The sequence below is a fragment of the Staphylococcus sp. Marseille-Q1834 genome (assembly GCF_916858875.1).
Lineage (GTDB): Bacteria > Bacillota > Bacilli > Staphylococcales > Staphylococcaceae > Staphylococcus > Staphylococcus pragensis.
In genome coordinates, this window is record NZ_CAKASN010000001.1 from 1,711,192 (window position 1) to 1,738,127 (window position 26,936).

The following is a 26,936-nucleotide window of genomic DNA, read 5'->3' on the forward strand; positions in this document are numbered from 1 at the left end:
AAATGGAAACAATCTTTGATTACAATCAAATTAAACAAATTATCCCACACAGACAACCGTTCTTATTAATTGACCGAGTGGTTGAATATGAAGAAGGTAAACGTTGTGTAGGTTTAAAACAAGTTTCAGGAAATGAACCATTTTTCCAAGGACATTTTCCAGACTACGCTGTAATGCCTGGTGTATTAATTACTGAAGCATTAGCTCAAACAGGCGCAGTAGCTATGCTTAATAGTGAAGAGAATAAAGGTAAAATTGCCTTATTCGCAGGTATTGATAAATGTCGCTTTAAAAAACAAGTGACACCTGGTGATACTTTATTATTAGAAGTTGAAATCACTAAAATTAAAGGGCCAATCGGAAAAGGTACAGCGAAAGCAACTGTTGATGGTCAACTTGCTTGTAGTTGTGAACTTACTTTCGCAATTCAAGATGCATAGCAATAATCGATAGAGATAAAATGTGTTAAAAGGGAGTGGGACAGAAATTAAATAAATTTCGTCGTCCAACCCCAGCTTGCTTTATTAGTGGAATTTCTTAATGAAATTCTCTGTGCTGGGGCCCCGCTCCCCGGCAAGGATGACTAGATTTGAAAAAGCTTGATTTAAGCGCATTTTCAAACCAGTCAGCTACTGCCAATATATTAGTAAAGGCTGAGACATTTTAATTTGTCTCAGCCTCTTTTAATATATATTCATCTATGAAGGAAACGTAGTTCATAATTAAAGTAATAGTAATAATAGAATAGGTAGAAAAATGACTATAAAAATCGTAGATAAACATCCCATTAGACAACCGCTACCATTTTTAGAACTTCTTTGACTCATTACTACTAACCTTCAATTTAACTATTAAAGTAGGCTCAAAGTTTCTTAATCTTTATTCGTCTCTGTCAAATTTTTCTTCCTTTAATTTAGGTTTAGATTGCATCATACGATTAAATGTAACTTTTAATTCTTCACCAGACAAGCCTTCATCAATTAATTGTTCCAATAAACTTTCGGCATATACTTGGCGTAAAGTATAAATATGGCATTCGAATACAATAGACATGGTAGTATCAAACGTTTTAATACTTTTGATTGTCGCATCAAATAGAGCAGGATCATTCGAAGGTCTAGTAATTACGACACGAATATCTAATAACGTTTGATCATCATAATATTTTTTCATAGTCTCATGATGAGCATTAGAAATAACGACTTCTAATAACCAACCTGTTCCACTATTTTCTTTATTAATAATAACGCCGTCTTCTAATTCAAATTCTGTAATTCCACCATTTTCATTCACAATTTGAAAACGCACCGCTTTAAAAGTCTTCACCTAATCACATCCTAAAAATTTTGAAAATATGCAATAAATTAGAAATTATTTAATTGAACATTCAAGTTTTAACTATTTTCTTTAAATATAACAAATTTTGATTATAAATAGTAAATTTTTATTAAAAATGGCGTTTTGACGTACATATGAAATGTGATTAAGATAGTTTTTGAAGGAGGTGACACATGCTAAATAAGATAGTTATCGTAGGTCGTATGACTAAAGATGCACAAATCTATGAAAAAGAGGAGGTGAAAATTGCTACCTTTAGTGTTGCTACTGAACGTAATTATAAAGACGACAATAATGAAATCGCTTGTGATTATATTTTTTGTAAAGCTTTTGGCAAAACAGCAACGAATATTGAAAAATATACTAGTCAAGGTTCATTGGTAGGTATAACAGGACAAATGCGTTCACGTAAGTATGAAAAAGAGGGACAAACGCATTTTGTAACAGAATTATATGTAGAAACAATTAAATTTATGTCCCCACAATCAAAAAACAACGAAATTCTCTCAAATAGCTCATTTATGGAAGACACTTATCCCCTAGATAATTTAGACATTATTAATATCAATTAAAATTAAATCAACTTTCTAAACTTTAACTCCAATCTTCTCTATTTTATATATAACATCTTTCAATTATACTCAGAATCTCTCTTTATTAATTCAAATTAATGGGGAGAGGTTCTTAATTTTTAAGATAAATATCTGAAAGATTTCAAGAATATTACATACATAACAAGCTAACGTAAACACTTTAAAACTGCCATGAAAGGGTTGAATGAATATTTTGAAGTAATTTAAGGTCTCATTTCTTGTAATTTCCATGTAAAAAAGAGGCTTCTTTTTTTATTTGGCTGTAACCTGCGACGCTTTTTCAGATGTTAGAGTATTACCTGTAATTAATTTGATTAGGAAAAAAATTAAACAGGAGGACTTTTAAACTATGAAAAAGACTATTATTGCTTCAACATTAGCAGTAGGCTTAGGAGTAGCAGCTGGTAATGCAGGTCACGCAGATGCAAGTGAGTCACAAATTAATAAAGCTGAATTAGCACAATTAGCTCAATCAAATGATCAATCATTAAATAATAGCCCTATCCAAGAAGGCGCTTATAACATAACATTTGATTATGATGGTTTCACTTACCATTTTGAATCAAATGGTACGCATTGGGTTTGGAACTATGCTCAAACAGGTCAAACAACTGGTCAATCTACACCAGTAGCTCAAACATCACAAGCAACTCAAACTGAGCAACCACAACAACAAAATGTTAGTGAACAAGCTTCAGCTTCTAACAACCAAACATCAGCTGAAACAGTAGCTTCACAACAACAATCTAATCAACAACAACCAGTTCAAACTCAACAAGCACCACAAACTGAGCAAACTCAACAACCACAACAAGCATCAACAAGCAACAACACAGCTTCAAATGGTTCTTCAGTACACGTAAATGGTCATTTACAACAAATTGCTCAACGTGAATCAGGTGGCGATATTCACGCTATCAACCCAAGCTCAGGCGCAGCTGGTAAATACCAATTCTTACAATCTACATGGGATTCAGTAGCACCTGCTCAATATAAAGGTGTATCACCAGCGCAAGTACCTGAACACGTTCAAGATGCTGCAGCTGTAAAACTTTACAACACTGCTGGCCCATCACAATGGGTAACTGCATAAATTAATATTTACTGAGATGTTTCGATTAATGAAACATCTCAGTTTTTTATTTGAAAAATAATATACTGTTTGATAATGTAAAATTAATAAAATAAAACTACTAGGGGAGCCAAAAACTATGGCTGAGATGATTTTTTCAGACCCTTATAACCTGATTTGGTTAGTACCAACGTAGGAAAGTAGTTATGTAATTTTACATACCTTCTATTGAAGATGACTACATTTCTGCGTTGATACGTTGAAATGTAGTTTTTTAATTTAAGGGAGGAATTATAATGAGCTTTTCAACTGAGTTAAAAGAAGCAGCACAACCTATTATTGAACAAATTTACAAAGATGGTTTCATTCAAGATTTATTAAAAGGTCAATTACCTAAACAAGCTGTGCGTCAATATTTACGCGCGGATGCTTCATATCTAAAAGAATTTACTAATTTGTATGCACTATTAATTCCTAAAGCGCCTTCTATGACAGATGTTAAATTTTTAGTAGAGCAAATCGAATTTATGTTAGACGGTGAAGTAGAAGCACATGAAATTTTAGCAGATTATATAAACGAACCGTACGAAGAAATTGTTCGTGAGAAAGTATGGCCTCCGAGTGGAGATCATTACATCAAACATATGTATTATCATGCTTATGCTCATGAAAATGCAGCCTATACAATTGCCGCTATGGCACCTTGCCCATATGTCTATGAAGTCATAGCAAAAATGGCATTAGAAGACCAAAATTTAAATAGAGATGTCATTACGGCTAGATGGTTTGATTTTTATAGTACTGAAATGCGTCCTTTAATCGAAGTCTTTGATCGTATGTTAGATGAATTAACTGAAAATTGTAGCGATCAAGAGAAACAAGAAATTAAAGAAAGTTTCTTACAAAGTACGATTCATGAACGTAATTTCTTTAATATGGCTTACATAGATGAGCAATGGAACTTTGGAGGAGAAGAACATGAATAAACCAAAAATTGCATTAACAATAGCAGGCACTGATCCATCAGGCGGTGCTGGAGTAATGGCAGATTTAAAATCATTTCACGCTTGTGGTGTCTATGGCATGGCTGCTATCACGAGTATTGTGGCTCAAAACACTAAAGGTGTTCAACACATTCATAATTTAGAAACAAGTTGGGTCAAGGAACAACTTGATAGTGTATTTGATGATGAATTACCACATGCAATTAAAACAGGTATGATTGCTACGCATGAGACAATGGAACTTGTACAAGAATATTTAAAACAACATTCTGATATTCCATACGTGATAGACCCTGTTATGTTAGCTAAAAGTGGTGATTCATTAATGGATGATGCTACTAAAAAACATTTACAAAGCACGTTATTGCCATTAGCTGACGTTGTAACACCTAATATTCCTGAAGCAGAAGAAATTACTGGTCTAAAAATTGATACTGAAGAAAGTATTCGTAAAGCAGGGCACATCTTTATTAATGAAATTGGTAGTAAGGGTGTAGTGATTAAAGGTGGACATTCAGCTGATTTAAATAACGCTAAAGACTTCTTATTTACTAAAGACGACGTTTATACATTTGAAAATAAACGCTTTGATACACCACATACGCACGGTACTGGTTGTACATTTTCAGCAGTAATAACTGCAGAACTTGCTAAAGGTAAATCAATTTATGAAGCGGTTAAAAAGGCTAAGGAATTTATTTCACTAAGTATTGAATATACACCTGAAATTGGTCAAGGTCGTGGTCCAGTGAACCACTTTGCTTATATGAAGAAAGTAGGATTAGATGATGAATAATTTAGAGAAATTAAGAAATGAAAATCCATTAGTTGTTTGTTATACCAACGATGTCGTAAAAAACTTTACTGCTAATGGTCTATTGAGTATTGGCGCAAGCCCAGCAATGAGTGAAGCACCTGAAGAGGCTGAAGAGTTTTATAAAGTGGCAGGTGCATTATTAATAAATATTGGTACATTAACTAAAGCTAATGAAGAAGATATTCTAGAAATTGGGAAAATCGCTAACCAACAAGGTACGCCAATTGTATTTGATCCAGTAGCAGTTGGAGCTTCAACTTATCGTAAACAATTTTGTCAAAAATTCTTATCTGAAGTTGAAGTGGCAGTAATTAAAGGAAACGCTTCAGAAATTTTAACGTTAGTTGATGCGAATACAACAATGAAAGGTACAGATGGAGACGCAAATCTAGATTCTATTACTATCGCTAAGAAAGCATATGAGAAGCTAAACACAGCGATTGTATTAACCGGCAAAGAAGATATCATTGTCCAAGATAATAAAGTTGTACAGTTATCAAATGGGTCACCGCTTTTAGCGAAGATAACTGGAGCAGGATGCTTATTGGGTGGTTTAGTAGCAAGTTTCTTATTCCGAGAAACACATCCTTCACTACAAGTTCTTGAAGAAGCAGTAAGTTTCTATAATATTGCTGCAGAAATTGCTGAAAAGGATGAACAAGTTAAAGGGCCAGGCACATTTTTACCTCATTTATTAGATGAAATGTATCAATTAGAGTATTCAACTTATGAACAACACGTTAAACGTTTAGAGGTGAAATAAATGTTTAAAGCTAGTGATTTAAATGTTTACTTTATATGTGGAACACAAGATGTGCCAGAAGATAATGATATTCAAACGATTTTAAAAGAGGCACTTGAAGCGGGAATTACTTTATTCCAATTTCGTGAAAAGGGGCCAAATGCACTAATAGGTGAAGATAAAGTCAAATTAGCACAACAATTACACGCATTATGTCGTGAATATAACGTGCCATTTTTAGTTAATGATGATGTTGATCTAGCAGAACAAATTGACGCTGATGGCATACATGTCGGTCAAGATGATGCTAAAGTTGCTACATTTGCTCAACGCTTTAATAAAAAGATTATTGGTTTAAGCGTAGGGGATGAGGAAGAATACAACCATTCAGATTTACCTCATGTAGATTATATTGGTGTAGGTCCTATGTATGCTACACCTTCTAAAGTAGATGCTAGTGAGCCTGTAGGACCAGAAATGATTAAAACATTAAAAGAGCTAAATCCATCGTTACCTATGGTGGCTATCGGTGGTATTACTGAAGATAACGTGGGTGAAATCGCAGAAGCAGGCGCAGATGGTATCTCTGTTATTTCGGCAATTGCACGAAGTCATAATATTGACAAGACTGTTACCAAATTTAAGAGTTATTTCAAATAAATATTAGTTTTTTTCTTTTTTTGTTTTCTAGTACACTCTGATTATGATAAAATAAGCCCTATGTGAATATATCAATAGAGGTGTAAAAATGAAGAAGAAAGCGTTACTACCTTTGTTATTAGGGGTAATGGTCTTTTTAGCTGGATGTGATTATTCTAAATCTAGTAATAGAGATGGATTTTTCTATAACACATTCGTAGAACCAATGTCTAAAGTGTTACATTGGTTAGGCCATTCAGTATTTAATGATGATTATGGTATTGCCATCATCGTGTTAGTATTAATTATCCGTATTATCTTATTACCTTTCATGCTTTCAAACTACAAAAATAGTCATATGATGCGTGAAAAAATGAAAGTTGCTAAACCTGAAGTAGATGGCGTACAAGAAAAAGTTAAACGTGCGCGTACTCAAGAAGAAAAAATGGCAGCTAACCAAGAAATGATGGAAGTTTATAAAAAATATGATATCAATCCTATGAAGAGTGCTTTAGGTTGTTTACCTGTACTAATTCAAATGCCAGTCGTAATGGGATTATACTTTGTATTGAGATATCGTATTGGAGGCGGAATTGCCGAACATCCTCACTTCTTATGGTTTAACTTAATACATCCTGATATTTGGATTACGATTATTGCCGGTATTTTATACTTTATCCAAGCATGGGTTTCAAGTAAACAAATGCCACAAGAACAACGTCAAATGACGTACATGATGATGATTATTTCACCAATTATGATTATTTGGATTTCATTAAGTTCAGCTTCAGCATTAGGTTTATACTGGTCAGTCAGTGCGGCGTTCTTAATTGTCCAAACGTTCTTTGCGAACATGCATTATGAAAAGGTAGCAAAAAGAGAAGTTGCGCCAATGATTGAGAAATTTGAACAAAAAAATGACTCAAACAAAAAAGGCAAAAATACTCAAGTTGTTTCTAAAAACAGCAAAAAGAAAAAATAAATATACTAGCATTTAATCAAAAGAGGTTGAACAAAAATATTGTTCAACCTCTTTTTAGATGTTATTGATTTGAAATATGCCATTCACTATAAAACTGATTTAAAAATTGTTCCATAATATCATGGCGTTGTTGTGCAAGTTCTCTACCAGTAGCAGTATGCATTAAATTTTTTAACTTTAATAATTTATCATAAAAATGACGAATCGCTGATGGAGGTAGCGAAGGGATTGTTTCTATTGCTGGTGCATTATCTATTGGAGATTCTGTCCACATTGGCTCATCGAAATGACCAGCAAATTGAAATGCTCGTGCAATACCTATTGCACCAATGGCATCTAAGCGATCAGCATCACGAACGATCTGACCTTCAATAGATAATTCAATATTATTATTTTTACCATTGCGGTAACTTAAGTTTTGAATGATATATAGAATGTGATTTTGAGTATTCTCATCTAATTCCAGTGTGTTCAAGAATTCTAACAACTGTTGAACCGCTTCATCTTTATTAGTTAATTTATCATCTATAACATCATGTAGAAGAGCAGCTAATGTAATCGTTAATTCATCACCTTGTTGTTCTTGTTCTCTGATACGTTGGGCAAGTAGTGTTACTCTTTCTACATGAGCAATATCATGACCTGAATAGTCATCCTTATGAAAGTTTTGCATATATTTTCGGGCTAGGGTAACTGATTGATGATAATCCATAATTGACCTCTTTTCAAAAATAATAAAATAAGAGGCTAGGAAACCTAAGCCTCTAAAATATAAATACTAAAGTATTGGAGAAAGTAATTGAGAAATACCTTCTTTAAACTTAATCCAAGTACTTCGTTTAGCATAAAGTTCTTTAGTTAAGCGATAAGATACTTTCATATCTTGTATAAACGCTTCTTTTAATTGACGTGCTACTTCATCATCGTAAACAAAAGCATTAACTTCAAAGTTTAAAACGAAACTACGATTATCCATATTTGCAGTTCCTACTGAAGCTATTTCATCATCAATAATGAGCGTCTTAGAATGTAAGAAACCATTATCATATTGATAAATCTTAACGCCCGCATCTAATAAAGAAGCTGCATTCTTTAATGTAGCCCAATAGACAAATGGGTGGTCGGGCATACTAGGAATCATTAAATTAACTTCTACGCCACCTAACGCTGCAATCTTAATTGCGTCAAGGAAAGCTTGGTCAGGAATGAAATAAGGAGATTGAATATAAATGGATTCTCTAGCAGATGAAATCATTTTTAGATATCCATATTTAATTTGTTCCCAATCTTCATCAGGGCCACTTGATGCAATTTGCACCCCAATAGAGCCACCTGAATCCATATCAGGGAAATAACGATCCTCATATTCAATAGAGTCACGACTTGATTGTGAATTCCAATCTAAAATAAATCTTAACTCAAGCGCGTTGACTGAGTCACCTTCAAGACGTAAATGTGTGTCTCTCCAATATCCAAATTTCTTATCTTTCCCAAGATATTCGTCACCTACGTTAAATCCACCGACGTATCCAATTTTACCGTCAATAATCACGATTTTTCTGTGATTACGGTTGTTCATTCGTAAATTGATTAAAGGCAACTTAGAAGGGAAGAAAGATTCCACATGCGCACCCTTTGCTCTAAAATGTTTGATATCTTTCTTACGTAATGTTCGAGATCCCATATCATCGTACAACATTTTAACTTCAAGGCCTTCGTCAAGTTTTGCTTCAAGCGCAGAAAGTACACGACGACCTAAACCATCACTTTTAAAAATATAGTACTGAATATGTATATAATCTTTGGCATTTTTAATATCATCAATTAGTGCATCGAATTTGTCATTTCCATCTGTAAAAATTTTAACGTGATTATCTGTCGTTAAGAATGCTGCATTATTAAATAATAGCATGCGCACCATTTCTTTAAACTTAACAATTTGATGATTACCTTTTGAAAAATCAGCTTTTTCTAAAGCGTCGATTTGTTCATCAACAATCATTGCTAATCCTTTGCGGTCTTCTTTATCCAATTTGAAAATTTGTTTTTTTTGAATTTGACGTCCTAATAATAAGTATAATATGAAGCCGATAATTGGCAGAAATACTAAAACTAGAAGCCATGCCCAGATAGAACCAGCAGTACGGCGTTCCATAAAGATGATAATGAACGCGAAAATTAAGTTTAAAAGAAAGGCAGAAATTAAAATTATATTAATAATAAAAGTTGAATGTGCAAAAGCCATTGAAAAAAGTTCTAACATTATGTGCCTCCCTTTATCATTTCTATTCTTGTAAAAAGTATAAGTTTTTTATTACTTTTCTTAATAAGTATTGTATCATGCAGAATTCAAAATGACACAATCAATTTTAAGGTATATAAGTTAATGCATTTGACGAAAAGTATCGTTAAACTATACGATATTATAGAATAAAAGAAAGGGTGAACGACCTTGTCGAGTGAAATGCATGCACACCATTCTGAACAGATGAAATTGAATTTAAAATCAAGACTCAATCGCATCGAAGGGCAAGTGAGAGCAATCAATCGCATGATTGAAGACGATGTATATTGTGATGATGTGCTGACTCAAATAAGAGCTACAAGATCAGCACTTAATAGTGTTGCGACGAAATTGTTAGATTATCATATGAAAAGTTGTATTATGGATAAAGTTAACAATGGCGCGCAAGAAGAAGCAATGGAAGAATTATTAGTGACTTTTCAAAAGTTAATGAAAGATTAGGAGAATTAAAATGGCTAAAAGTACTATAAATATTGAGGGATTAGAAACAAATGAACAAGCTTCTCAATTACACCACCGCTTATCTCAAATGATTGGTGTGAAAGAAGTTGAAGTAAGTGCAAAACATAAATCTGTAATAATTGAATATGAAACACCTACAAATTTAAATACTATTGAAAAAGAAATTTATGATGATGGATTTAAAGTGTTAAATTAATTTACGAATTTCTTAATAAAAAATTAAAAATTATTTTTAAAATTGTATGGTAAACTTAATTTAATTGGGGTAGTATAACCTTGAAAGTCAAAAAACGAGGTGATTACCAATGAGTAAATCGGATAAGATACAAAATGTAGTCAAATTATTATCATCTTTAGGTGTGAATATTAAAAAAACAAAATCTCGTTTAGACATCATCAACACTTTGCCTACATCATCACAAGTACGACACGAACTAAAATAGTTTAAACTAAAAGACGCTTAATCATAAAATGACATGATTAAGCGTCTTTAATTTTTATATTATTTATTAGGTAAGGTTTGACGTTGATGATAGTGAATAGAAAGTACGATACCTATACCTACCATTAAACTCCATAATGAACTCCCACCATAACTTATAAATGGAAGTGGAATACCTGTAATCGGTAAAAGTTGAATGGTCATACCAATATTTTGAAGAATATGGAAGACAAGCAATGAGATATAGCCAACGATAAAAATTTTACTGAATGGTGAGTCCACTTTAGTAGCTAGTCTTATAAGATGGAAGATTAAAGCTAAAAAGATGAGCAATAAGACAACTGCGCCTAGGAATCCCATTTCTTCTCCGATAACAGAGAAAATAAAGTCTGTATGATTCTCTGGTATATAGACTTCACCGTGGTTATATCCTTTACCAAATAATTGTCCAGAACCAATCGCTTTTAATGATTCTGTTAAGTGATAGCCATCTCCATTACTATATGAATATGGATCTAACCACGAATTAATACGACCCATTTGATACATTTTAACGCCTAATAAACTTTCAATTAAGCTAGGTTTATAAATAATAGCTAAAATAATGCTACCACCAATCACTGCTGCAGCAATTAGCATCGGAGCAAGTAAACGCCAAGTGATACCACTTACTAACATAATCCCTAAGATAATGGCACAGATGACTAATGTAGTACCTAAGTCATTTTGTAATAAAATTAATGCCATAGGTAAGATAGAGACACCAATAATTTTTAGGATTAACATTAGATCAGTTTGAAGTGACTTATTAAAAGTAAAACGATTATGATTTGCTACAGTCTTAGCAAGCGCAAGTATTAATATTACTTTCATAAACTCAGATGGTTGAATACTTACTGGACCAAAGGAATACCAACTTTTAGCACCGTTAATAATTGGCGTAAAAGAAGATTCAGGAAGGATTAATAATCCTACGAGTAAGATACATAAAAAGATATATAATATGTATGTGTTATTTTTAATTTTTTTAGGTGAAAACAACATGATGATTAAAGCAATGATAGCGCCTAATATGTAGTAAATAATTTGGCGAATGCTAAAATTGGCACTATATTGGCCGCCACCCATAGCTGAACTAATAGTTATAACGCTTATAATAGCTAAGATAGTCAATAATGCTATGAGTACCCAGTCGATTTTTCGTAGCCAATGTTTTGAAGGCTGTTGACGGGATGAATATTTCATAAAAAACTCCTTAAAAACTGTAATATCACGATTCTTAATATATATCGATTTTACATGACTTTATGTGAATTTGCTAGAGAATAACTAGGGAGTTAACTAATTTGAATTTTCTAGAGAATAACTAGGGAGTTAACTAATTTGAATTTTCTAAAACCAAATATAAAGTAATGAAAATCAGCAAAAAAGAAGTCGGTATTTTACTTGTTGAGAAATGCAAAAATAGCACATACTGTGATAATATTGATTTTTAGGAAGAACTAAATAAACTACATAAAAATAATAAATGTTTAATCTAAAACTTAAAATCAGTGATTAATCATATTATAATATGATGAAAGAGACTAAGGCATTAACAATTTATATATTAAGAAACTTTGAATTTTTGAGAAATTAAAATTCTTGAGAATAAAAGTATTATTTAAATTTATAACGCTTTTGTTCTAATCTTTCTCAATGGAGGAAATTGAATATGGTAAAAGAAAATATTTGTATCGTATATGGTGGTAAAAGTGCTGAACATGATGTTTCGATTTTAACTGCGCAAAATGTATTAAATGCGATAGATAAAGATAAATATTTAGTAGATATTATTTATATCACTAATGATGGACAATGGAAGAAAAAAGATAATATAGTTGAAAAAATTGAATCGGTAGAAGAGCTTCATTTATCAGATGTAGATGCTGGAGAAATCCCATTATTACTAAAAGAAAGTAGTAATGGCAACGACTATGACGCTGTATTCCCATTATTACATGGTCCTAACGGTGAAGATGGTACAATTCAAGGTTTATTCGAAGTGCTTGACTTACCTTATGTAGGAAATGGTGTATTAGCCGCTTCAAGTTCTATGGATAAATTAGTAATGAAACAATTATTTGAACATCGCGGTTTACCTCAATTACCTTACATTAGCTTCTTAAGAAGTGAGTATGAAAAATATCAAGGTAATATTATCAAACTTGTTAATGATAAACTTACATATCCTGTCTTCGTTAAACCAGCTAACCTTGGTTCAAGTGTAGGTATTAGCAAATGTAATAATGAAGAAGAGTTAAAAGCAGGTATTGCTGAAGCATTCCAATTTGACCGTAAATTAGTCATTGAACAAGGTATCAATGCACGTGAAGTTGAAGTAGCCGTTTTAGGTAACGATTATCCAGAAACAACATGGCCTGGAGAAGTGATAAAAGATGTCGCTTTCTATGACTATAAATCTAAATATAAAGATGGCAAAATTTCATTACAGATTCCTGCAGAATTAGATGAAGAAGTTCAAACAACTTTACGAAATATGGCACTTGAAGCTTTCAAAGCTACAGATTGCTCTGGTCTAGTGCGTGCAGATTTCTTTGTTACTGAAGATAATCAAATTTTCATCAATGAAACAAATGCAATGCCAGGTTTCACAGCATTTAGTATGTATCCAAGTCTTTGGGAGAATATGGGCTTATCTTACTCAGACTTAATCACTAAATTAATCGACCTAGCTAAAGAGCGTTATGAAGATAAAAAGAAAAATAAATACACAATCGATTAAGAGAGGAATTCACTTATGATAGAAGTTTCATTAAAAGATATTCAAAACTGGATACCTTGTGATATTGATGACCAATATTTAAATCAAACTATCAAAGGTGTCACAATCGATTCACGTGCGATTAAAGAAGATATGCTATTTATCCCATTTAAAGGAGAGAACGTTGACGGCCATCGTTTTGTTGCACAAGCGTTGCAAGATGGTGCCGGAGCTTCTTTTTATGAAAAAGGGCATGACATTGACGCCAACATTAGTGGACCAATTATTTGGGTGGAAGATACATTAACTGCGTTACAACAATTAGCGAAAGCTTATTTGAAACATGTTAATCCTAAAGTTATCGGAGTTACAGGTTCAAATGGTAAAACAACTACTAAAGATATGATTGAAAGTGTGTTGCATACTGAATTTAAAGTTAAAAAGACACAAGGTAATTATAATAACGAAATTGGTTTACCATTAACTATCTTAGAATTAGATAAAGATACAGAAATTTCAATTCTAGAGATGGGTATGTCAGGTTTTCACGAAATCGAATTGTTATCTACGATAGCAGAGCCAGATATCGCTGTGATTACTAATATTGGAGAATCACATATGCAAGATTTAGGATCACGCGAAGGTATTGCTCAAGCTAAATCAGAAATCACGATTGGCTTAAAAGAAGGCGGTACATTTATCTATGACGGTGATGAACCACTGTTAGCGCCTCATGTTGAGAAAGTTAAAAATGCAAAATTAATTAGTATCGGCTTAAATTCGGATAATGTATTAGTGTGCGAAGTGAAAAATAGCAAAAATGATGGTATCGCATTTGATATTAATGGAGATGAACATTACGAACTACCTATTCTAGGTATCCATAATATGAAGAATGCTGCAATCGCCATTGCAATAGGGCATGAACTTGGATTAAATTACGAAACGATTCAACGTAATATTAATAACGTTCAACTTACTGGTATGCGTATGGAACGTCACGTGACAGATAATGATATCACAGTAATTAATGACGCTTACAATGCGAGCCCTACAAGTATGAAAGCTGCCATTGATACATTGAGTAATATGGATGGACGTAAAATCTTAGTGCTTGCTGATTCATTAGAATTAGGTGAGAATAGCCAACGTATGCATGAAGAGGTTGGTGCGCACCTTAAAGATAAAGGTATCCATACTTTACTTACTTACGGCACAGATGCGCAATATATTAGTGACGTAGGTGGGCAGTTTGTTGAAAGTGTGGCACACTTCTCAAACAAAGATGAATTGACAACGTATTTAAAATCTCATTTAGTTTCTCAAGACAAAGTCTTAGTTAAAGGCTCAAGAGGAAATAAACTTGAAGAAGTTGTAAATCAAATTATTTAATCAACGCTATATATATAAATTAACTTGCAAGCCATTGTGTATGTTTAAATCGCACAATGGTTTGTTTTTTTATGCCCTTTTCCCAAAAGAGAAGCTAAATAATGTAAACGCTATTATATAGTAATTAGCTGGATATTGGAGAAAAGTAAGAAATTGCTTTATTGCGATATATATTTTTAGGTGGTACTATATAGAAGTTGACGTAATAAGAGGACCTTATATACACAGACGTATATTGATAAAAAAGTTAGTTTAAAGGAGAATTATATTGCAAAATTTTAAAGAATTAGGGATTTCGGATAAAACGGTAGAAACCCTTGAAGCAATGGGGTTTAAGGAACCTACACCGATTCAAAAAGAAAGTATCCCTTACACATTAGAAGGAAGAGACATCCTTGGACAAGCTCAAACTGGTACAGGTAAAACAGGCGCTTTCGGGATTCCTTTAATTGAAAAAGTAGTTGGTAAATCAGGCGTGCAAGCTTTGATCTTAGCACCAACTAGAGAATTAGCTATGCAAGTAGCAGAACAGTTACGCGAATTCAGTCGTGGACAAAATGTACAGGTCGTTACAGTATTTGGTGGTATGCCAATCGATAGACAAATTAAAGCATTAAAACGCGGACCACAAATCGTAGTAGGTACGCCTGGTCGTGTCATTGACCATTTAAATCGTCGTACTCTTAAAACAAATGATATTCATACATTAATCTTAGATGAAGCGGATGAAATGATGAACATGGGCTTCATTGATGATATGAGATTTATTATGGATAAAATTCCAGCTGAGCAACGTCAAACTATGTTATTCTCAGCTACTATGCCTAAAGCAATCCAAACTTTAGTACAACAATTTATGAAATCTCCGCAAATTGTTAAGACAATGAATAATGAAATGTCTGATCCACAAATTGATGAATACTACACAATCGTAAAAGAACTTGAGAAATTCGATACTTTTACAAACTTCTTAGATGTTCACCAACCTGAATTAGCAATTGTCTTCGGTAGAACAAAACGCCGTGTTGATGAGTTAACAAGTGCTTTATTATCTAAAGGTTATAAAGCTGAAGGTTTACACGGAGATATCACTCAAGCAAAACGTTTAGAAGTATTAAAGAAATTTAAAAATGATCAAATTGATATTTTAGTTGCGACAGATGTAGCTGCACGTGGACTTGATATTTCAGGCGTAAGTCACGTATATAACTTCGATATTCCTCAAGATACTGAAAGTTATACGCACAGAATAGGCCGTACGGGTCGTGCAGGTAAAGAAGGTATTGCCGTTACATTTGTTAACCCAATTGAAATGGATTATATTCGCCAAATTGAAGAAGTAAATGGTAGAAGAATGAATGCTTTAAGACCTCCTCATCGTAAAGAAGTACTTAAAGCACGTGAAGAAGATATCAAAGATAAAGTTAAAAACTGGATGTCACGTGAAAGTGAAGCGCGTCTAAAACGTATTTCAAGTGAATTATTAGATGAATATGATAGCACTGAATTAGTTGCATCATTATTACAGGAATTAGTTGAAGCAAATGATGAAGTTGAAGTTCAATTAACTTTCGAAAAGCCTTTAGCACGTAAAAGCCGTCAAGGTAAAGGAAATAATTCACGCCGTGGTGGTAAACGTAATAATAAATTCGATAATAAAAATAAACGTTCAAAAGGTAACTTCAATAAGAAAAAAGGCAAAAAATCAGATCGTCGTGATAGACAAGATAAAGGTAAATCATCTATGAAAGCTCGTACGTTCGCAGACTTACAAAAATAGAATTTAAAGATAAGCTTAAACACCTCAATGAGTTGAGGTGTTTTTTTGTATTTAGCATATGTATACTGAACCTATCATGTTTAATTAAATCAGTATGCTATAATTAAGAAAAAAATACAAAGGAGTTTATGATGCAATTAGAAGATTCATTTCATAAAAGCCCTAAAAATGCATACGCTTTTCATTGGATATCGAGCAGTATTACATTCTTAATCGAGTTAGTTATAGTAGGTGCTTTGTATTCAATGTGGAACTATTTTAATTGGTATCATTTTATTTTCTACATTTTAATCTTCTTACTCATTTTGAGTTGTCTTCGTCTAGTTATACAACCGTATGCACGTTATCGTTTCCGTTTTTATAGCGTTGATACTAAAAATGTAGAAGTTAAATCTACATTTATCATTAAGCATCATCAGATGACTAAAATTGAAAGATTACAATATCTTCAAATCAAAACCAATCCATTGTTAAAAGCTTTTCACCTTAATACTGTCGTGTTTGTAACAGCAGGACACGAAGTAAAATTACCATTGATGTCTGACTTACAAGCAGACCGTTTATCACAACATATTCTAGAAACATTGAGAGGTGCAGATTCTGATGTATAATCCTCAAAAATTGCATCCTATTTCATATGTAGAAGGCTTAATTAAAGTTATTAAACAAAATATTTTTCCATTTATTATATTTGTAGTGTTTAATAGTTGGAACTTTGATTTTACAAATATAAGAAATTACATTAGCCCAGCTATATTTTTACTTATCTTTCTAGTTACTTTTATTCATCATTTTTTAGAAGTATATGTAACACGATATTGGATAGAAGATGAGCATTTTATAGTGACATCTGGATGGATAAACAAGAAGCGTAAAGAATTAAATATTAGCAGAATTCAGTCACTAGATACTACTCAAGGATTAATTAATCAAATAGTGGGTGGCGTGAGTTTACAAATCAAAACCCCAAGTGATGGAGTAGAGTTAGCTTCTATTTCAAAAAAACAGAGTGACTTAATTGAACAAACTATTCGCGAACATCAATTGCAATTAAATGAAGAGCAGAAGGAAGAAGTTATAACAAGTGAACAAAATGAAGTTGATGAACAGCTTATTCAAAACACTGATAATAGTGCTTCTAGCACAATTCAAAGCGAGTCTACCATTTATAAAATGTCATGGCGTTCATTATTGCTTATGGCTATGACGAGTGGTGCTATTGGGGTAGCTTTAGCAACTGTGTCACCTATACTAGGGGCATTTCAACACATGATACCATGGGATAAATGGACATCTAACCTTTGGCACTGGATTAATTCAGTATTTTTTATTGTACTGTTTATAGTTGGAGTGGTGTTATTAGTTAGTTACATCATAGGAACATTAATTACAATCGTTCGTTATTATAATTACACGGTTACGCAACAAGACAGTCAACTTAAAATCAGTTATGGGTTATTAAATGTAAAAAATATTACTGTGCCTACAGATAGATTACAAGCTGTTCTTGAAAAGCAATCTTATATTAGAAAAATGTTCGGTTATACATCAATACACTTTATTATTACCAGTGATTTAGATATTACTTCAGATGAAGATGCTAGTGATAATGGTAAAATTATGATCTTACCGTTTATTAAACAAAAAGAGGCATATCAAATTATAAAATCACTTGTTCCAGAAATGCAGTTTAATGATATAAAAAGCGATATGCCATGGCGTGGTTATCATAGACATTTCTTAATTCCAAGCATAGTTTTAATAATAGGAGCAGGCATTGGGACTTATTTCTGGAGCGCTTGGAGCTTTATGATTGCTATTTTAATTATTGGCATCATGGTATTGGAGGCTTATATTTATATTCATGCTGCAGGATTAAATTTTAAAAATGACGAAATTGCACTTCGTGAAGTAAATACATTTAGTTTCAATACATATTATTTTAAAACGGATAAGATTATTGGCATGGAAACTAAACAACATCCATTCCTTGAGAGAGCACATTTAAGAAATATTAGTTTTCTAATTGCTAAAGGATCAGTATTTGAAGATATAAATTTAAAATTTGTAGATGACAATAAAGTAAATCAATATGTAAATGGCTATTTACGAGGTGAGTACAATGAATGAATATAAATATATGCATGAGCATGGCCCTAAAGTTATGCGAATAGCCGCGTTAATTACATTTTTCGTGTTTTTACTAATAATAAGTGTTGGAACTTATGTAGATATTGCTTATATGCATTTGATGCGTCCGCTTTGGACAATAGTATTAGCAATGAGTGTTTTAATATTATTTGTCATATGTTTTATATTAGTGGGACCATTTTTAAAATATAAAAACTTTCGTTACTATTATAAAGATAACGAAATTTACATAAGAAAAGGTATTATCTTTATTCAAACGACCATCATCCCATTCTATAGAATACAAAATATTGATATTGAAGAAGGGTACTTCATGAGGAAATATAGCTTAGCCAGCCTACATTTATCAACTGCTGGTGGAAATGCTGAAATTGAATTAATTAATAAAGAAGAAGCTTCAAAATTAAAAGAAATTCTTCAGCTAAAAAAAGCTAATGAAAATGAAGAAGTCGAAGAATTGGATGAGGAAATATAAAAAGTGAAGTGAGGATTTGAAATGATTTATGGCCTGGGTGTCGATTTAATTGAAATAGATCGCATTGAAAAAGTCTATCAAAAACAACAAAATAAGTTAGTTGAACGTATATTGACGACTCAAGAGCAAGAAAAATTTAATTCATTTAAAAATGAAAAAAGAAAAATAGAATTTTTAGCAGGCCGTTTTGCTACAAAAGAAGCATTTAGCAAAGCGCTTGGCACAGGATTAGGTAAAACTGTAGCCTTCAATGATATTAACTGTTATAACGATGAAAAAGGAAAACCATGTATCGAATATCCTGACTTTATCGTGCATGTTTCTATTACACATACTGAAAATTATGCAATGAGCCAAGTTATATTAGAAAAGCAAGATTAACAGTACTATAATGAATAGTACAAATTAAGTTATATAGATTTAAATAATCAAATTTTATTGAGGAATAAATCTAAAGTGTTGAGGAGGACTTCTTATGTCAGACAAATTTTATAGAGCAACCTATTTAAACGTAGATTTAGACGCTATTCAAGAAAATTATCATACTATTTCTGAAATGCATCCGAATAAAACGGTGATACCGGTCGTAAAAGCAAATAGCTATGGATTAGGTAGCGTTAAAATCGCTCAATTCTTAATGCAGCAAGGTGCTAATTTCTTTGCAGTGGCAACATTAGATGAGGCGATTGAATTGCGCATGCATGGTGTTAATGCTCAAATATTAATCTTAGGCGTTATTCCTTTAGAAGATATTAATAAAGCGATTCAACACCGTGTTGCTCTGACAGTTCCATCTAAAAAATGGTTAATAAGTGCGATGCATTCAATCAATGAGGATAATCAAAAACGTTTATGGTTACATGTAAAATTAGATACAGGCATGGGAAGATTAGGAATTAAAACTCAAGAAGAATATCAAGATGTTATAGATACTATAGAATCATCTGAAAATCTAGTGTTCGAAGGTGTGTATACTCATTTTGCTAATGCGGATGAACCAGGAGATTCAATGGACGAACAATACGCTTCATTTGAAAAGTTGGTTAACAACGCACCTAAACCTAAGTATATTCACGCACAAAATTCAGCGGGTTCACTACTTAGAAACTGTGAATTATGTAATGCACTACGACTAGGTATATCGCTTTATGGTTATTACCCATCAGATTACGTGAAAAATATTGTTCAAACTAAGCTAAAACCTAGTGCTAAATTAACTACTGAAGTTGTGCAAACAAAATATTTAAATCCAGGTGAATCAGTAAGCTACGGTAGTACATATACTGCCACAGAAAATATTAAAATAGCTATCTTACCAATCGGATATGCTGATGGATATTTAAGAGCAATGCAAGGTACAACCGTAAATATTAATAATCACCAATGTGAAATTATTGGTAGAGTATGTATGGATCAAACGATAGTTAAAGTGCCAGAAGATGTTCAAGAAGGAGATAAAGTGGTTTTACTAGATAACCAATTTGATACACCTCAATCTGTCGAAGCTTTAGCAAATAAGCAAAATACGATAAGTTATGAAGTCTTATGTAATTTTGGAAGACGTGTACCTCGCATATATTATATAAATAATCAGAAATATGTAACAAATGAATTATTAAAATAGTATAGTCACTAGATATAAAATTTGTTATTATAAAATTAAATAAAGGTTTACAATGTCTTATTTGGTATCCGATGGAGGTTCATAGTATGTTAACTTTTAATCAGAATAGAAGCCACAGTCTTGAACAATCTTTAAAAGAAGGCTACTCACAAATGGCCGATTTAAACCTCTCCCTAGCAACAGAAGCTTTTCCTTTAGAATGTGAAGCTTGTGATTGCAACGAATCGTACATCATTTCGAATTATAAAAGTGAATGATTAAAAGAGGCGATGTATATTTAGCTGATTTGTCACCAGTACAGGGATCTGAACAAGGGGGAGTAAGACCTGTAGTCATCATTCAAAATGACACTGGTAATAAATATAGTCCTACCGTAATTGTCGCTGCAATTACGGGGAGGATTAATAAAGCCAAAATACCAACACATGTAGAAATTGAGAAACAAAAATATCGATTGGATAGAGATTCAGTCATTCTACTTGAACAAATTCGTACTTTAGATAAAAAAAGGTTAAAAGAAAAATTAACTTATTTATCTGAGGAAAAAATGAAAGAAGTAGATGAAGCGCTAGATATTAGTTTAGGGTTACATGAGGTTCGACCTCAAAAAACTTGAGTTTTTTATGCATATACCAAGTATATATTTAACAAATAATTAAAGAAAAAAGCATTAGCATAATGATTAATTGATTTTTTTCAAAATTGCAATTATAGGTTATCATTACCTACAAAATAGTACATTCAAATCGATACTATTAAATTGATGACTTAAGTTGTTGACTTTAGGTAATTCCTAAAGTCTTTTTTAAATAGTAGTATTTTTTTGGAATATATTAAATAATTCATTAATAAAATTTGTGAATAAATACTATTAATAATAACGACATTTAAATTTAAGTTATGCAACTATGAAGTAAGGAGGCAGATTCGTGGAAGAATTTAAAAAACACTATAAACAACTTATAGATGAAAGCTTGGTTACAAAAGATAAAAAACGATTTTTAGAAAAGTGTCACGATTTTACGGATGAAGTAATCAAAAAAGATATTCTGCCTGAAGATGTAGTTAAAATACATAAATCGTATGTTTCTTCTTTGCAACTCGAAGAATCTCAATTACTTGAAACACTTGATATCTTACAAGAGGTAGTTAAAGGGTTTGGGTATAGCTATAGAGATTACCAAAAATTAGTTGATAAAATGCAATTCCACGATAAAGAAATTGATTTAGCCTCTAGACTTCAACAAACAATGTTGAAAACAGATATTCCTCAATTCGATAGCATTCAAATTGGCGTTATTTCAGTAGCAGCACAAAAAGTAAGTGGAGATTATTTCAATTTAATTGATCATAGAGATGGGACGATGAGCTTTGCAGTAGCTGACGTTATTGGAAAAGGAATTCCTGCGGCTTTAGCCATGAGTATGATTAAATTCGGAATGGACTCATACGGACACTCACAATTACCAAGCGATGGACTTAAAAGGTTAAATAGAGTAGTTGAAAAGAACGTAAATCAAAATATGTTCGTTACTATGTTTTATGGATTATATGAAGAAATGAATCATCTACTTTATTGTAGTTCAGCTGGGCATGAACCTGGGTATGTCTATCGTGCGGAAACTGAAACATTTGAAGAAATTGATGTAAGAGGACGTGTTTTAGGCGTTAGTCAACATACGCGTTATAGTCAACAAGAGATTCAAATTTGTCTCGATGATCTTGTTATTATATTTACAGATGGTGTTACAGAAGCACGTAATTCCGATGGAGAATTTATTACGAAAGAAACGTTGCTCAATTTAATCCGTAAATATAAACATATGCACCCGCAAGATATTGTACAAATCTTGTATGAAGCGATACTAAAAGTGCAAAATCCTAATAAACGTGATGATATGACAATTCTAATTATAAAAAGAGTAAATTAGATATTAAATTTTTTGGTTATATTATAATAGTAATGGGTATACTTAGTAGAGTATACATATTTGTAAAGATAAAGAGTAGGAGTGTCAAACTATGAACCTTAATATAGAGTCGATAACACATGATGAATATTATGAAGTTATCGTAGCAGGAGAATTAGACGTTTATACAGTGCCAGAACTTGAAGAGGTGCTAGTTCCAATGCGTCAAGAAGGTACACATGATATTCATGTTAATTTAACTAATGTAAGTTATATGGATTCAACAGGTTTAGGTTTATTTGTAGGAACATTAAAAGCGTTAAATCAAAATGGTAAGGAATTATATATCTTTGGAGCTTCAGATAGAATTAATAGATTATTTGATATCACTGGCTTAAAAGACTTAATGCACGTTAATGAAGGAACGGAGGTAGATTAACTTGCCTAAAAATGATTATATTGAAATGAAACTACCTGCCTCTGCAGAATATGTTAGTTTAATTCGCTTAACATTATCAGGTGTATTTTCAAGAGCCGGAGCTTCATATGATGATATTGAAGATTCAAAAATTGCAGTAAGTGAAGCGGTTACGAATGCAGTTAAACATGCATACAAAAATGATGAAACTAATGGTATGATTAATATATGTTTTGAAGTATTTGATGATAAAATTAAAATCATCATTTCTGATCAAGGTGAAAGTTTTGATTACGAAACTACTAAGTCTCAATTAGGGCCTTATACCGAAAATGAAAATATAGACTTTTTACGTGAAGGCGGTTTAGGATTATTCTTAATCGAATCGTTGATGGACGAAGTAAAAGTTTTCAAAGAATCTGGTGTGACTATCAGCATGATTAAGTATATAAAAAAAGAGCAGGTGCCAAATAATGACGAAAGAGTCGAAATCAGTTAATGATGTATCACCTGAACAAATTAACCAATGGATTAAAGAACACCAAGAAAACGCAAATACAAATGCTCAAGATAGACTTGTAACACATTATCGCAAGTTAATTGAGTCTTTAGCTTATAAATATTCAAAAGGACAATCACATCACGAAGATTTAGTTCAAGTTGGTATGGTTGGTTTAATAGGTGCTATTAACAGATTTGATTTATCTTTTGATCGCAAATTTGAAGCATTCTTAGTACCAACTGTTATTGGTGAGATAAAAAGGTATTTAAGAGATAAAACTTGGAGCGTCCATGTTCCACGTAGAATTAAAGAAATTGGGCCAAGAATTAAAAAAGTGAGTGATGAACTTACAAATGAACTTGAACGTTCTCCCTCAATTTCTGAAATCGCTCAACGTCTAGAAGTTTCTGAAGAAGAAGTTCTAGAGGCTATGGAAATGGGCCAAAGTTATAATGCATTAAGTGTAGATCATTCTATAGAAGCAGATAAAGATGGATCGACTGTAACGCTATTGGATATTATGGGTCAACAAGATGATAATTACGATTTAACTGAAAAACGTATGATTCTTGAACGTATTTTACCAATTTTATCTGATAGAGAACGAGAAATTATTCAATGCACATTTATTGAAGGATTAAGCCAAAAAGAAACTGGCGAGCGTATTGGTCTAAGCCAAATGCACGTTTCAAGGTTACAGCGAACGGCAATTAAAAAATTACAACAAGCTGCTAAACAATAACTAAATATTAATATTATAAAAGACTATCAGACATCTATCTTGATAGTCTTTTAATTATGGTGTTAGTGAAAGAGTAATTGTTGAATGTAGTTTAAATAAAATGATTTATTATTATATGCTAAAATTGAAAATGAAATTTTGAAAAAGTGTGGTTATATAATGGATAAAAATTTAATTGATGAAATAGTAGCAAAATATCAATTTTCAGAGAAACAAGTTAAAGCAGTCTTAAATCTATTAGAAGAAAATAATACAGTTCCCTTCATTGCCAGATATAGAAAAGAGGCTACTGGTGGACTAGATGAAGTACAAATAAAGCAAATTTCTGATGAATATCAATATGTTGCAAATTTACAAAAAAGAAAAGAAGAAGTTATTCATAATATTGAGCAACAAGGTCTATTAACAGATGAGCTTAAACAAGACATTTTAAAGCAAACTAAATTGCAAAGGGTAGAAGATTTATATAGACCTTATAAACAGAAAAAGAAAACAAGAGCAACAGAAGCAAAACGTAAAGGTCTTGAACCTCTTGCTCAATGGATTCTTGAAGGAAAAGGCTCTGATATCGAACAACAAGCCACGCAATACTTAACCGACGAAGTTGAAACAATCCAAGATGCAATAGCAGGCGCGCAAGATATTATTGCCGAACATATTTCAGATAACCCTAAGTATCGAAATCGAATTTTAAAAGATGTCTATCATCAAGGGCAAATTACTACTGCTAAAAAGAAAAAAGCTGAAGACGAAAAAGAAACGTATGCCATGTACTATGATTACTCTGAACCAATCAAGCGTGTAGCTAATCACAGAGTTTTAGCTATGAACCGTGGTGAAAAAGAGAAAGTATTATCAGTAAAAATTGAATTTGATACGGCTCATATTGAAACTTTTATTGAAAAAAATGAAATTAAATCTGCAAATTCTCAATTACAATATATTAAAGAAGCCATTCAAGATAGTTTGAAACGTTTAATTATGCCTTCAATAGAACGTGAAATACGAGGAGATTTAACTGCAAAAGCTGAAAATCATGCAATTGAAGTTTTTAGCGAAAATTTAAAGAATTTATTATTACAACCTCCTATGAAAGGAAAACAAATTTTAGGCGTTGACCCGGCTTTCAGAACTGGATGTAAACTTGCAGTTATCAATCCATTTGGAACATTTGTGGCTAAAAGTGTTATATATCCACATCCTCCAAAAGCTAAAGTTCAAGAAGCTGAAAATGAATTAACACGCATCATTAAAGAGAATAATGTAGAATTAATTGCAATTGGTAATGGAACAGCAAGTCGTGAAACAGAACAATTTGTAGCAAATGTTATCCAAAAATATAAATTAGATGCACAGTTTATTATAGTAAATGAAGCGGGTGCTTCTGTTTATTCTGCTTCTGAAATTGCTAGATCAGAGTTTCCTGATTTCCAAGTAGAAGAGAGAAGTGCTGTTTCAATCAGTAGACGTGTGCAAGACCCATTAAGTGAATTAGTTAAAATAGATCCTAAATCCATTGGGGTAGGCCAATATCAACATGATGTGAATCAAAAAGAATTAGAAAACGCATTAACATTTGTTGTTGAAACGGCGGTTAACCAAGTTGGCGTAGATGTTAATACTGCTTCTAAATCATTACTTCAATATGTTTCTGGCTTATCAGGTACTATAGCTCAAAATATTATTGATTATCGTGAAGAAAATGGGGCTATTAAACATAATAAAGAAATTAGTAAAGTTAAACGATTAGGTGCTAAGACATTTGAACAAAGTATTGGTTTCTTAAGAATAGTAAATGGTACAGAGCCTTTGGATAATACATCAATTCATCCAGAAAGCTACGCAGCAACATATAGCTTATTAGAAAGTATGAATTTGTCTATATCAGATTTAGGTTCTGAAAAGTTAAAACAAGAACTAGCTAATATCAATATAGAAAATACTGCTACTAAACTAGAATTAGGAATTCCAACATTAGAAGATATTATTCAATCATTAATGGCACCAAACCGTGATCCACGTGATGAATATGAAACACCAATTTTAAAATCCGATGTGCTATCAATTGAAGATTTAACAGAGGGTATGAAATTAAGCGGTACTGTTAGAAATGTAGTAGACTTTGGAGCGTTTGTAGATATAGGTGTAAAACAAGATGGCTTAGTCCATGTTTCAAAACTATCTAAGAAGTTTGTTAAGAATCCTATGGACATTGTAAGCGTAGGAGATATAGTTGATGTGTGGATATTAAATATTGATAAAAATAAAGACAAAGTTGCATTAACTATGATTAATCCTAATGAATAATAATGAATTACAACAATTAGTTGAGACAATCTCTCTTGAAAATTTTAATATGAAATTTAACCATGATGCCTACTTTAATAAAAGATTAAGAACTACAGGCGGCAGGTATTTATTAGCATCTCATAATATCGAAATTAATCCTCAACAATATATAACTTATGGACGAGATGCACTTATTAACATTATTAAACATGAATTATGTCATTACCATTTACATTTATTAGGTAAGGGATATCAACATCGAGATGAGGATTTTAAAAGACTAAGTAAAAAAGTTGAAGCACCTCGTTATTGCAAAGCACTAGAAAGCTATGAACAACGTGCAAATTATATTTACAAGTGTACGTCTTGTAAAAAAGAATATTTAAGAATTAAAAAAGTAAATATTAGCAAGATGAGATGTGGCAAATGCAGGGGGGAATTAAAACTAAAGAAACTTCTAAAAAAGTAAATGTTATATCATTAATTGAAGATC

31 protein-coding genes and 1 riboswitch are annotated in these 26,936 nt (G+C 32.1%); of the genes, 27 read left to right on the top strand and 4 right to left on the bottom strand.

The features are described 5' to 3' along the window. Positions 1 to 2: 2 nt before the first annotated feature. The gene (gene fabZ / locus LIX58_RS08495; RefSeq protein ID WP_103298003.1) at positions 3 to 440 is read left to right on the top strand and encodes a 3-hydroxyacyl-ACP dehydratase FabZ; all 438 of its coding nucleotides are present in this window, start codon (positions 3 to 5) and stop codon (positions 438 to 440) included. Positions 441 to 879: 439 nt separating this feature from the next. Here the strand turns inward: fabZ and LIX58_RS08500 are convergent, their stop codons facing one another. Further along, on the bottom strand, positions 880 to 1,326 hold the full coding sequence (locus LIX58_RS08500; protein ID WP_126564882.1) for a YwpF-like family protein: 447 nt from the start codon (positions 1,324 to 1,326) through the stop codon (positions 880 to 882). A gap of 185 nt (positions 1,327 to 1,511) precedes the next feature. Here LIX58_RS08500 and LIX58_RS08505 point away from each other — a divergent pair, with 185 nt between their 5' ends. From LIX58_RS08505 to yidC, 7 genes are all read left to right on the top strand, one after another. Further along, a complete protein-coding gene (locus LIX58_RS08505) occupies positions 1,512 to 1,910 on the top strand; it encodes a single-stranded DNA-binding protein (protein ID WP_103366337.1) in 399 nt (132 codons plus the stop codon). A 370-nt stretch (positions 1,911 to 2,280) separates the two neighbouring features. Beyond that, positions 2,281 to 3,024 (top strand): transglycosylase family protein, encoded by a 744-nt coding sequence (locus tag LIX58_RS08510; RefSeq protein ID WP_226386247.1) that lies wholly within the window; start codon positions 2,281 to 2,283, stop codon positions 3,022 to 3,024. A gap of 92 nt (positions 3,025 to 3,116) precedes the next feature. Continuing rightward, a riboswitch (TPP riboswitch) is annotated at positions 3,117 to 3,219 on the top strand. An 80-nt stretch (positions 3,220 to 3,299) separates the two neighbouring features. Then, complete coding sequence (tenA, locus tag LIX58_RS08515) at positions 3,300 to 3,989, top strand: thiaminase II (RefSeq protein ID WP_154838239.1); 690 nt, start codon at positions 3,300 to 3,302, stop codon at positions 3,987 to 3,989. Continuing rightward, the gene (gene thiD, locus LIX58_RS08520) at positions 3,982 to 4,803 is read left to right on the top strand and encodes a bifunctional hydroxymethylpyrimidine kinase/phosphomethylpyrimidine kinase (RefSeq protein ID WP_154838240.1); all 822 of its coding nucleotides are present in this window, start codon (positions 3,982 to 3,984) and stop codon (positions 4,801 to 4,803) included. Before tenA ends, thiD begins: the two co-directional genes overlap by 8 nt. Next, positions 4,796 to 5,587: a hydroxyethylthiazole kinase gene (gene thiM, locus LIX58_RS08525; protein WP_126564886.1), complete on the top strand. Its 792-nt coding sequence runs from the start codon at positions 4,796 to 4,798 to the stop codon at positions 5,585 to 5,587. Before thiD ends, thiM begins: the two co-directional genes overlap by 8 nt. Continuing rightward, the gene (thiE, locus tag LIX58_RS08530; RefSeq protein ID WP_154838242.1) at positions 5,588 to 6,226 is read left to right on the top strand and encodes a thiamine phosphate synthase; all 639 of its coding nucleotides are present in this window, start codon (positions 5,588 to 5,590) and stop codon (positions 6,224 to 6,226) included. An 88-nt stretch (positions 6,227 to 6,314) separates the two neighbouring features. Further along, positions 6,315 to 7,187, top strand: coding sequence for a membrane protein insertase YidC (gene yidC, locus LIX58_RS08535; RefSeq protein ID WP_154838243.1), 873 nt, complete (start codon positions 6,315 to 6,317; stop codon positions 7,185 to 7,187). Positions 7,188 to 7,248: 61 nt separating this feature from the next. Here yidC and LIX58_RS08540 read toward each other — a convergent pair whose 3' ends face one another. Both LIX58_RS08540 and cls read right to left on the bottom strand, forming a co-directional pair. Next, positions 7,249 to 7,899, bottom strand: coding sequence for an HD domain-containing protein (locus tag LIX58_RS08540; protein WP_154838244.1), 651 nt, complete (start codon positions 7,897 to 7,899; stop codon positions 7,249 to 7,251). Between the two features lie 66 nt (positions 7,900 to 7,965). Next, positions 7,966 to 9,450 carry a cardiolipin synthase gene (cls, locus tag LIX58_RS08545; RefSeq protein ID WP_226386248.1) on the bottom strand — a complete coding sequence of 495 codons (1,485 nt, stop codon included), beginning with the start codon at positions 9,448 to 9,450 and terminating at the stop codon, positions 7,966 to 7,968. Between the two features lie 201 nt (positions 9,451 to 9,651). On the opposite strand from cls, the gene csoR reads away from it, so the two are divergent. The 3 genes from csoR to LIX58_RS08560 all read left to right on the top strand — a co-directional run bounded on the left by csoR (position 9,652) and on the right by LIX58_RS08560 (position 10,397). Continuing rightward, positions 9,652 to 9,933 (top strand): copper-sensing transcriptional repressor CsoR, encoded by a 282-nt coding sequence (csoR, locus tag LIX58_RS08550; protein ID WP_380493284.1) that lies wholly within the window; start codon positions 9,652 to 9,654, stop codon positions 9,931 to 9,933. A 10-nt stretch (positions 9,934 to 9,943) separates the two neighbouring features. Next, positions 9,944 to 10,150: a putative copper chaperone CsoZ gene (csoZ, locus tag LIX58_RS08555; protein ID WP_154838246.1), complete on the top strand. Its 207-nt coding sequence runs from the start codon at positions 9,944 to 9,946 to the stop codon at positions 10,148 to 10,150. A gap of 109 nt (positions 10,151 to 10,259) precedes the next feature. Then, positions 10,260 to 10,397 carry an Lmo0850 family protein gene (locus tag LIX58_RS08560; RefSeq protein ID WP_103298016.1) on the top strand — a complete coding sequence of 46 codons (138 nt, stop codon included), beginning with the start codon at positions 10,260 to 10,262 and terminating at the stop codon, positions 10,395 to 10,397. A gap of 59 nt (positions 10,398 to 10,456) precedes the next feature. Here LIX58_RS08560 and rodA read toward each other — a convergent pair whose 3' ends face one another. Then, positions 10,457 to 11,641 (bottom strand): rod shape-determining protein RodA, encoded by a 1,185-nt coding sequence (gene rodA, locus LIX58_RS08565; RefSeq protein ID WP_226386249.1) that lies wholly within the window; start codon positions 11,639 to 11,641, stop codon positions 10,457 to 10,459. Positions 11,642 to 12,110: 469 nt separating this feature from the next. On the opposite strand from rodA, the gene LIX58_RS08570 reads away from it, so the two are divergent. From LIX58_RS08570 to LIX58_RS08645, 16 genes are all read left to right on the top strand, one after another. Continuing rightward, on the top strand, positions 12,111 to 13,181 hold the full coding sequence (locus LIX58_RS08570; RefSeq protein ID WP_226386250.1) for a D-alanine--D-alanine ligase: 1,071 nt from the start codon (positions 12,111 to 12,113) through the stop codon (positions 13,179 to 13,181). Between the two features lie 15 nt (positions 13,182 to 13,196). Next, positions 13,197 to 14,552, top strand: coding sequence for a UDP-N-acetylmuramoyl-tripeptide--D-alanyl-D-alanine ligase (locus LIX58_RS08575; RefSeq protein WP_154838248.1), 1,356 nt, complete (start codon positions 13,197 to 13,199; stop codon positions 14,550 to 14,552). Positions 14,553 to 14,820: 268 nt separating this feature from the next. Further along, positions 14,821 to 16,332, top strand: coding sequence for a degradosome RNA helicase CshA (gene cshA, locus LIX58_RS08580; protein WP_126564896.1), 1,512 nt, complete (start codon positions 14,821 to 14,823; stop codon positions 16,330 to 16,332). Between the two features lie 131 nt (positions 16,333 to 16,463). Continuing rightward, positions 16,464 to 16,943, top strand: coding sequence for a PH domain-containing protein (locus LIX58_RS08585; protein ID WP_126564897.1), 480 nt, complete (start codon positions 16,464 to 16,466; stop codon positions 16,941 to 16,943). Continuing rightward, positions 16,936 to 18,462: a PH domain-containing protein gene (locus LIX58_RS08590; protein ID WP_154838249.1), complete on the top strand. Its 1,527-nt coding sequence runs from the start codon at positions 16,936 to 16,938 to the stop codon at positions 18,460 to 18,462. Before LIX58_RS08585 ends, LIX58_RS08590 begins: the two co-directional genes overlap by 8 nt. Further along, entirely contained in the window at positions 18,455 to 18,958 is a 504-nt protein-coding gene (locus LIX58_RS08595) for a PH domain-containing protein (protein WP_154838250.1), read from the top strand. Before LIX58_RS08590 ends, LIX58_RS08595 begins: the two co-directional genes overlap by 8 nt. 21 nt (positions 18,959 to 18,979) lie before the next feature. After that, a complete protein-coding gene (gene acpS, locus LIX58_RS08600; RefSeq protein ID WP_126564900.1) occupies positions 18,980 to 19,339 on the top strand; it encodes a holo-ACP synthase in 360 nt (119 codons plus the stop codon). 94 nt (positions 19,340 to 19,433) lie between these two features. After that, the gene (gene alr / locus LIX58_RS08605) at positions 19,434 to 20,582 is read left to right on the top strand and encodes an alanine racemase (protein ID WP_226386251.1); all 1,149 of its coding nucleotides are present in this window, start codon (positions 19,434 to 19,436) and stop codon (positions 20,580 to 20,582) included. Positions 20,583 to 20,668: 86 nt separating this feature from the next. Further along, entirely contained in the window at positions 20,669 to 20,839 is a 171-nt protein-coding gene (gene mazE / locus LIX58_RS08610) for a type II toxin-antitoxin system antitoxin MazE (RefSeq protein ID WP_126564902.1), read from the top strand. After that, the gene (locus LIX58_RS08615) at positions 20,836 to 21,198 is read left to right on the top strand and encodes a type II toxin-antitoxin system PemK/MazF family toxin (protein WP_103298027.1); all 363 of its coding nucleotides are present in this window, start codon (positions 20,836 to 20,838) and stop codon (positions 21,196 to 21,198) included. The genes mazE and LIX58_RS08615 overlap by 4 nt, the downstream gene beginning before the upstream one ends. A gap of 313 nt (positions 21,199 to 21,511) precedes the next feature. Next, positions 21,512 to 22,513: a SpoIIE family protein phosphatase gene (locus LIX58_RS08620; RefSeq protein WP_126564903.1), complete on the top strand. Its 1,002-nt coding sequence runs from the start codon at positions 21,512 to 21,514 to the stop codon at positions 22,511 to 22,513. A 91-nt stretch (positions 22,514 to 22,604) separates the two neighbouring features. Next, positions 22,605 to 22,931 (top strand): anti-sigma factor antagonist, encoded by a 327-nt coding sequence (locus tag LIX58_RS08625; RefSeq protein WP_126564904.1) that lies wholly within the window; start codon positions 22,605 to 22,607, stop codon positions 22,929 to 22,931. Between the two features lie 25 nt (positions 22,932 to 22,956). Beyond that, entirely contained in the window at positions 22,957 to 23,409 is a 453-nt protein-coding gene (rsbW, locus tag LIX58_RS08630) for an anti-sigma B factor RsbW (RefSeq protein ID WP_229716423.1), read from the top strand. Further along, on the top strand, positions 23,384 to 24,154 hold the full coding sequence (gene sigB / locus LIX58_RS08635) for an RNA polymerase sigma factor SigB (RefSeq protein WP_126564905.1): 771 nt from the start codon (positions 23,384 to 23,386) through the stop codon (positions 24,152 to 24,154). The genes rsbW and sigB overlap by 26 nt, the downstream gene beginning before the upstream one ends. Positions 24,155 to 24,313: 159 nt before the next feature. Further along, a complete protein-coding gene (locus tag LIX58_RS08640) occupies positions 24,314 to 26,461 on the top strand; it encodes a Tex family protein (RefSeq protein ID WP_154838252.1) in 2,148 nt (715 codons plus the stop codon). Next, positions 26,454 to 26,912 carry a SprT family protein gene (locus LIX58_RS08645; RefSeq protein ID WP_154838253.1) on the top strand — a complete coding sequence of 153 codons (459 nt, stop codon included), beginning with the start codon at positions 26,454 to 26,456 and terminating at the stop codon, positions 26,910 to 26,912. Before LIX58_RS08640 ends, LIX58_RS08645 begins: the two co-directional genes overlap by 8 nt. The last annotated feature ends 24 nt before the right edge of the window (positions 26,913 to 26,936 follow it).

Coding starts and splice junctions, on each gene's coding strand:
- yidC (WP_154838243.1), top strand. CDS start 6,315: ATGAAGAAGAAAGCGTTACTACCTTTGTTATTAGGGGTAATGGTCTTT.
- rsbW (WP_229716423.1), top strand. CDS start 22,957: ATGAAACTACCTGCCTCTGCAGAATATGTTAGTTTAATTCGCTTAACA.
- thiD (WP_154838240.1), top strand. CDS start 3,982: ATGAATAAACCAAAAATTGCATTAACAATAGCAGGCACTGATCCATCA.
- LIX58_RS08590 (WP_154838249.1), top strand. CDS start 16,936: ATGTATAATCCTCAAAAATTGCATCCTATTTCATATGTAGAAGGCTTA.
- LIX58_RS08640 (WP_154838252.1), top strand. CDS start 24,314: ATGGATAAAAATTTAATTGATGAAATAGTAGCAAAATATCAATTTTCA.
- fabZ (WP_103298003.1), top strand. CDS start 3: ATGGAAACAATCTTTGATTACAATCAAATTAAACAAATTATCCCACAC.
- LIX58_RS08560 (WP_103298016.1), top strand. CDS start 10,260: ATGAGTAAATCGGATAAGATACAAAATGTAGTCAAATTATTATCATCT.
- LIX58_RS08540 (WP_154838244.1), bottom strand. CDS start 7,899: ATGGATTATCATCAATCAGTTACCCTAGCCCGAAAATATATGCAAAAC.
- thiE (WP_154838242.1), top strand. CDS start 5,588: ATGTTTAAAGCTAGTGATTTAAATGTTTACTTTATATGTGGAACACAA.
- LIX58_RS08505 (WP_103366337.1), top strand. CDS start 1,512: ATGCTAAATAAGATAGTTATCGTAGGTCGTATGACTAAAGATGCACAA.
- thiM (WP_126564886.1), top strand. CDS start 4,796: ATGAATAATTTAGAGAAATTAAGAAATGAAAATCCATTAGTTGTTTGT.
- LIX58_RS08625 (WP_126564904.1), top strand. CDS start 22,605: ATGAACCTTAATATAGAGTCGATAACACATGATGAATATTATGAAGTT.
- cls (WP_226386248.1), bottom strand. CDS start 9,450: ATGTTAGAACTTTTTTCAATGGCTTTTGCACATTCAACTTTTATTATT.
- mazE (WP_126564902.1), top strand. CDS start 20,669: ATGTTAACTTTTAATCAGAATAGAAGCCACAGTCTTGAACAATCTTTA.
- csoR (WP_380493284.1), top strand. CDS start 9,652: ATGCATGCACACCATTCTGAACAGATGAAATTGAATTTAAAATCAAGA.
- csoZ (WP_154838246.1), top strand. CDS start 9,944: ATGGCTAAAAGTACTATAAATATTGAGGGATTAGAAACAAATGAACAA.
- alr (WP_226386251.1), top strand. CDS start 19,434: ATGTCAGACAAATTTTATAGAGCAACCTATTTAAACGTAGATTTAGAC.
- LIX58_RS08575 (WP_154838248.1), top strand. CDS start 13,197: ATGATAGAAGTTTCATTAAAAGATATTCAAAACTGGATACCTTGTGAT.
- acpS (WP_126564900.1), top strand. CDS start 18,980: ATGATTTATGGCCTGGGTGTCGATTTAATTGAAATAGATCGCATTGAA.
- rodA (WP_226386249.1), bottom strand. CDS start 11,641: ATGAAATATTCATCCCGTCAACAGCCTTCAAAACATTGGCTACGAAAA.
- tenA (WP_154838239.1), top strand. CDS start 3,300: ATGAGCTTTTCAACTGAGTTAAAAGAAGCAGCACAACCTATTATTGAA.
- LIX58_RS08510 (WP_226386247.1), top strand. CDS start 2,281: ATGAAAAAGACTATTATTGCTTCAACATTAGCAGTAGGCTTAGGAGTA.
- LIX58_RS08615 (WP_103298027.1), top strand. CDS start 20,836: ATGATTAAAAGAGGCGATGTATATTTAGCTGATTTGTCACCAGTACAG.
- LIX58_RS08570 (WP_226386250.1), top strand. CDS start 12,111: ATGGTAAAAGAAAATATTTGTATCGTATATGGTGGTAAAAGTGCTGAA.
- LIX58_RS08645 (WP_154838253.1), top strand. CDS start 26,454: ATGAATAATAATGAATTACAACAATTAGTTGAGACAATCTCTCTTGAA.
- LIX58_RS08595 (WP_154838250.1), top strand. CDS start 18,455: ATGAATGAATATAAATATATGCATGAGCATGGCCCTAAAGTTATGCGA.
- sigB (WP_126564905.1), top strand. CDS start 23,384: ATGACGAAAGAGTCGAAATCAGTTAATGATGTATCACCTGAACAAATT.
- LIX58_RS08585 (WP_126564897.1), top strand. CDS start 16,464: ATGCAATTAGAAGATTCATTTCATAAAAGCCCTAAAAATGCATACGCT.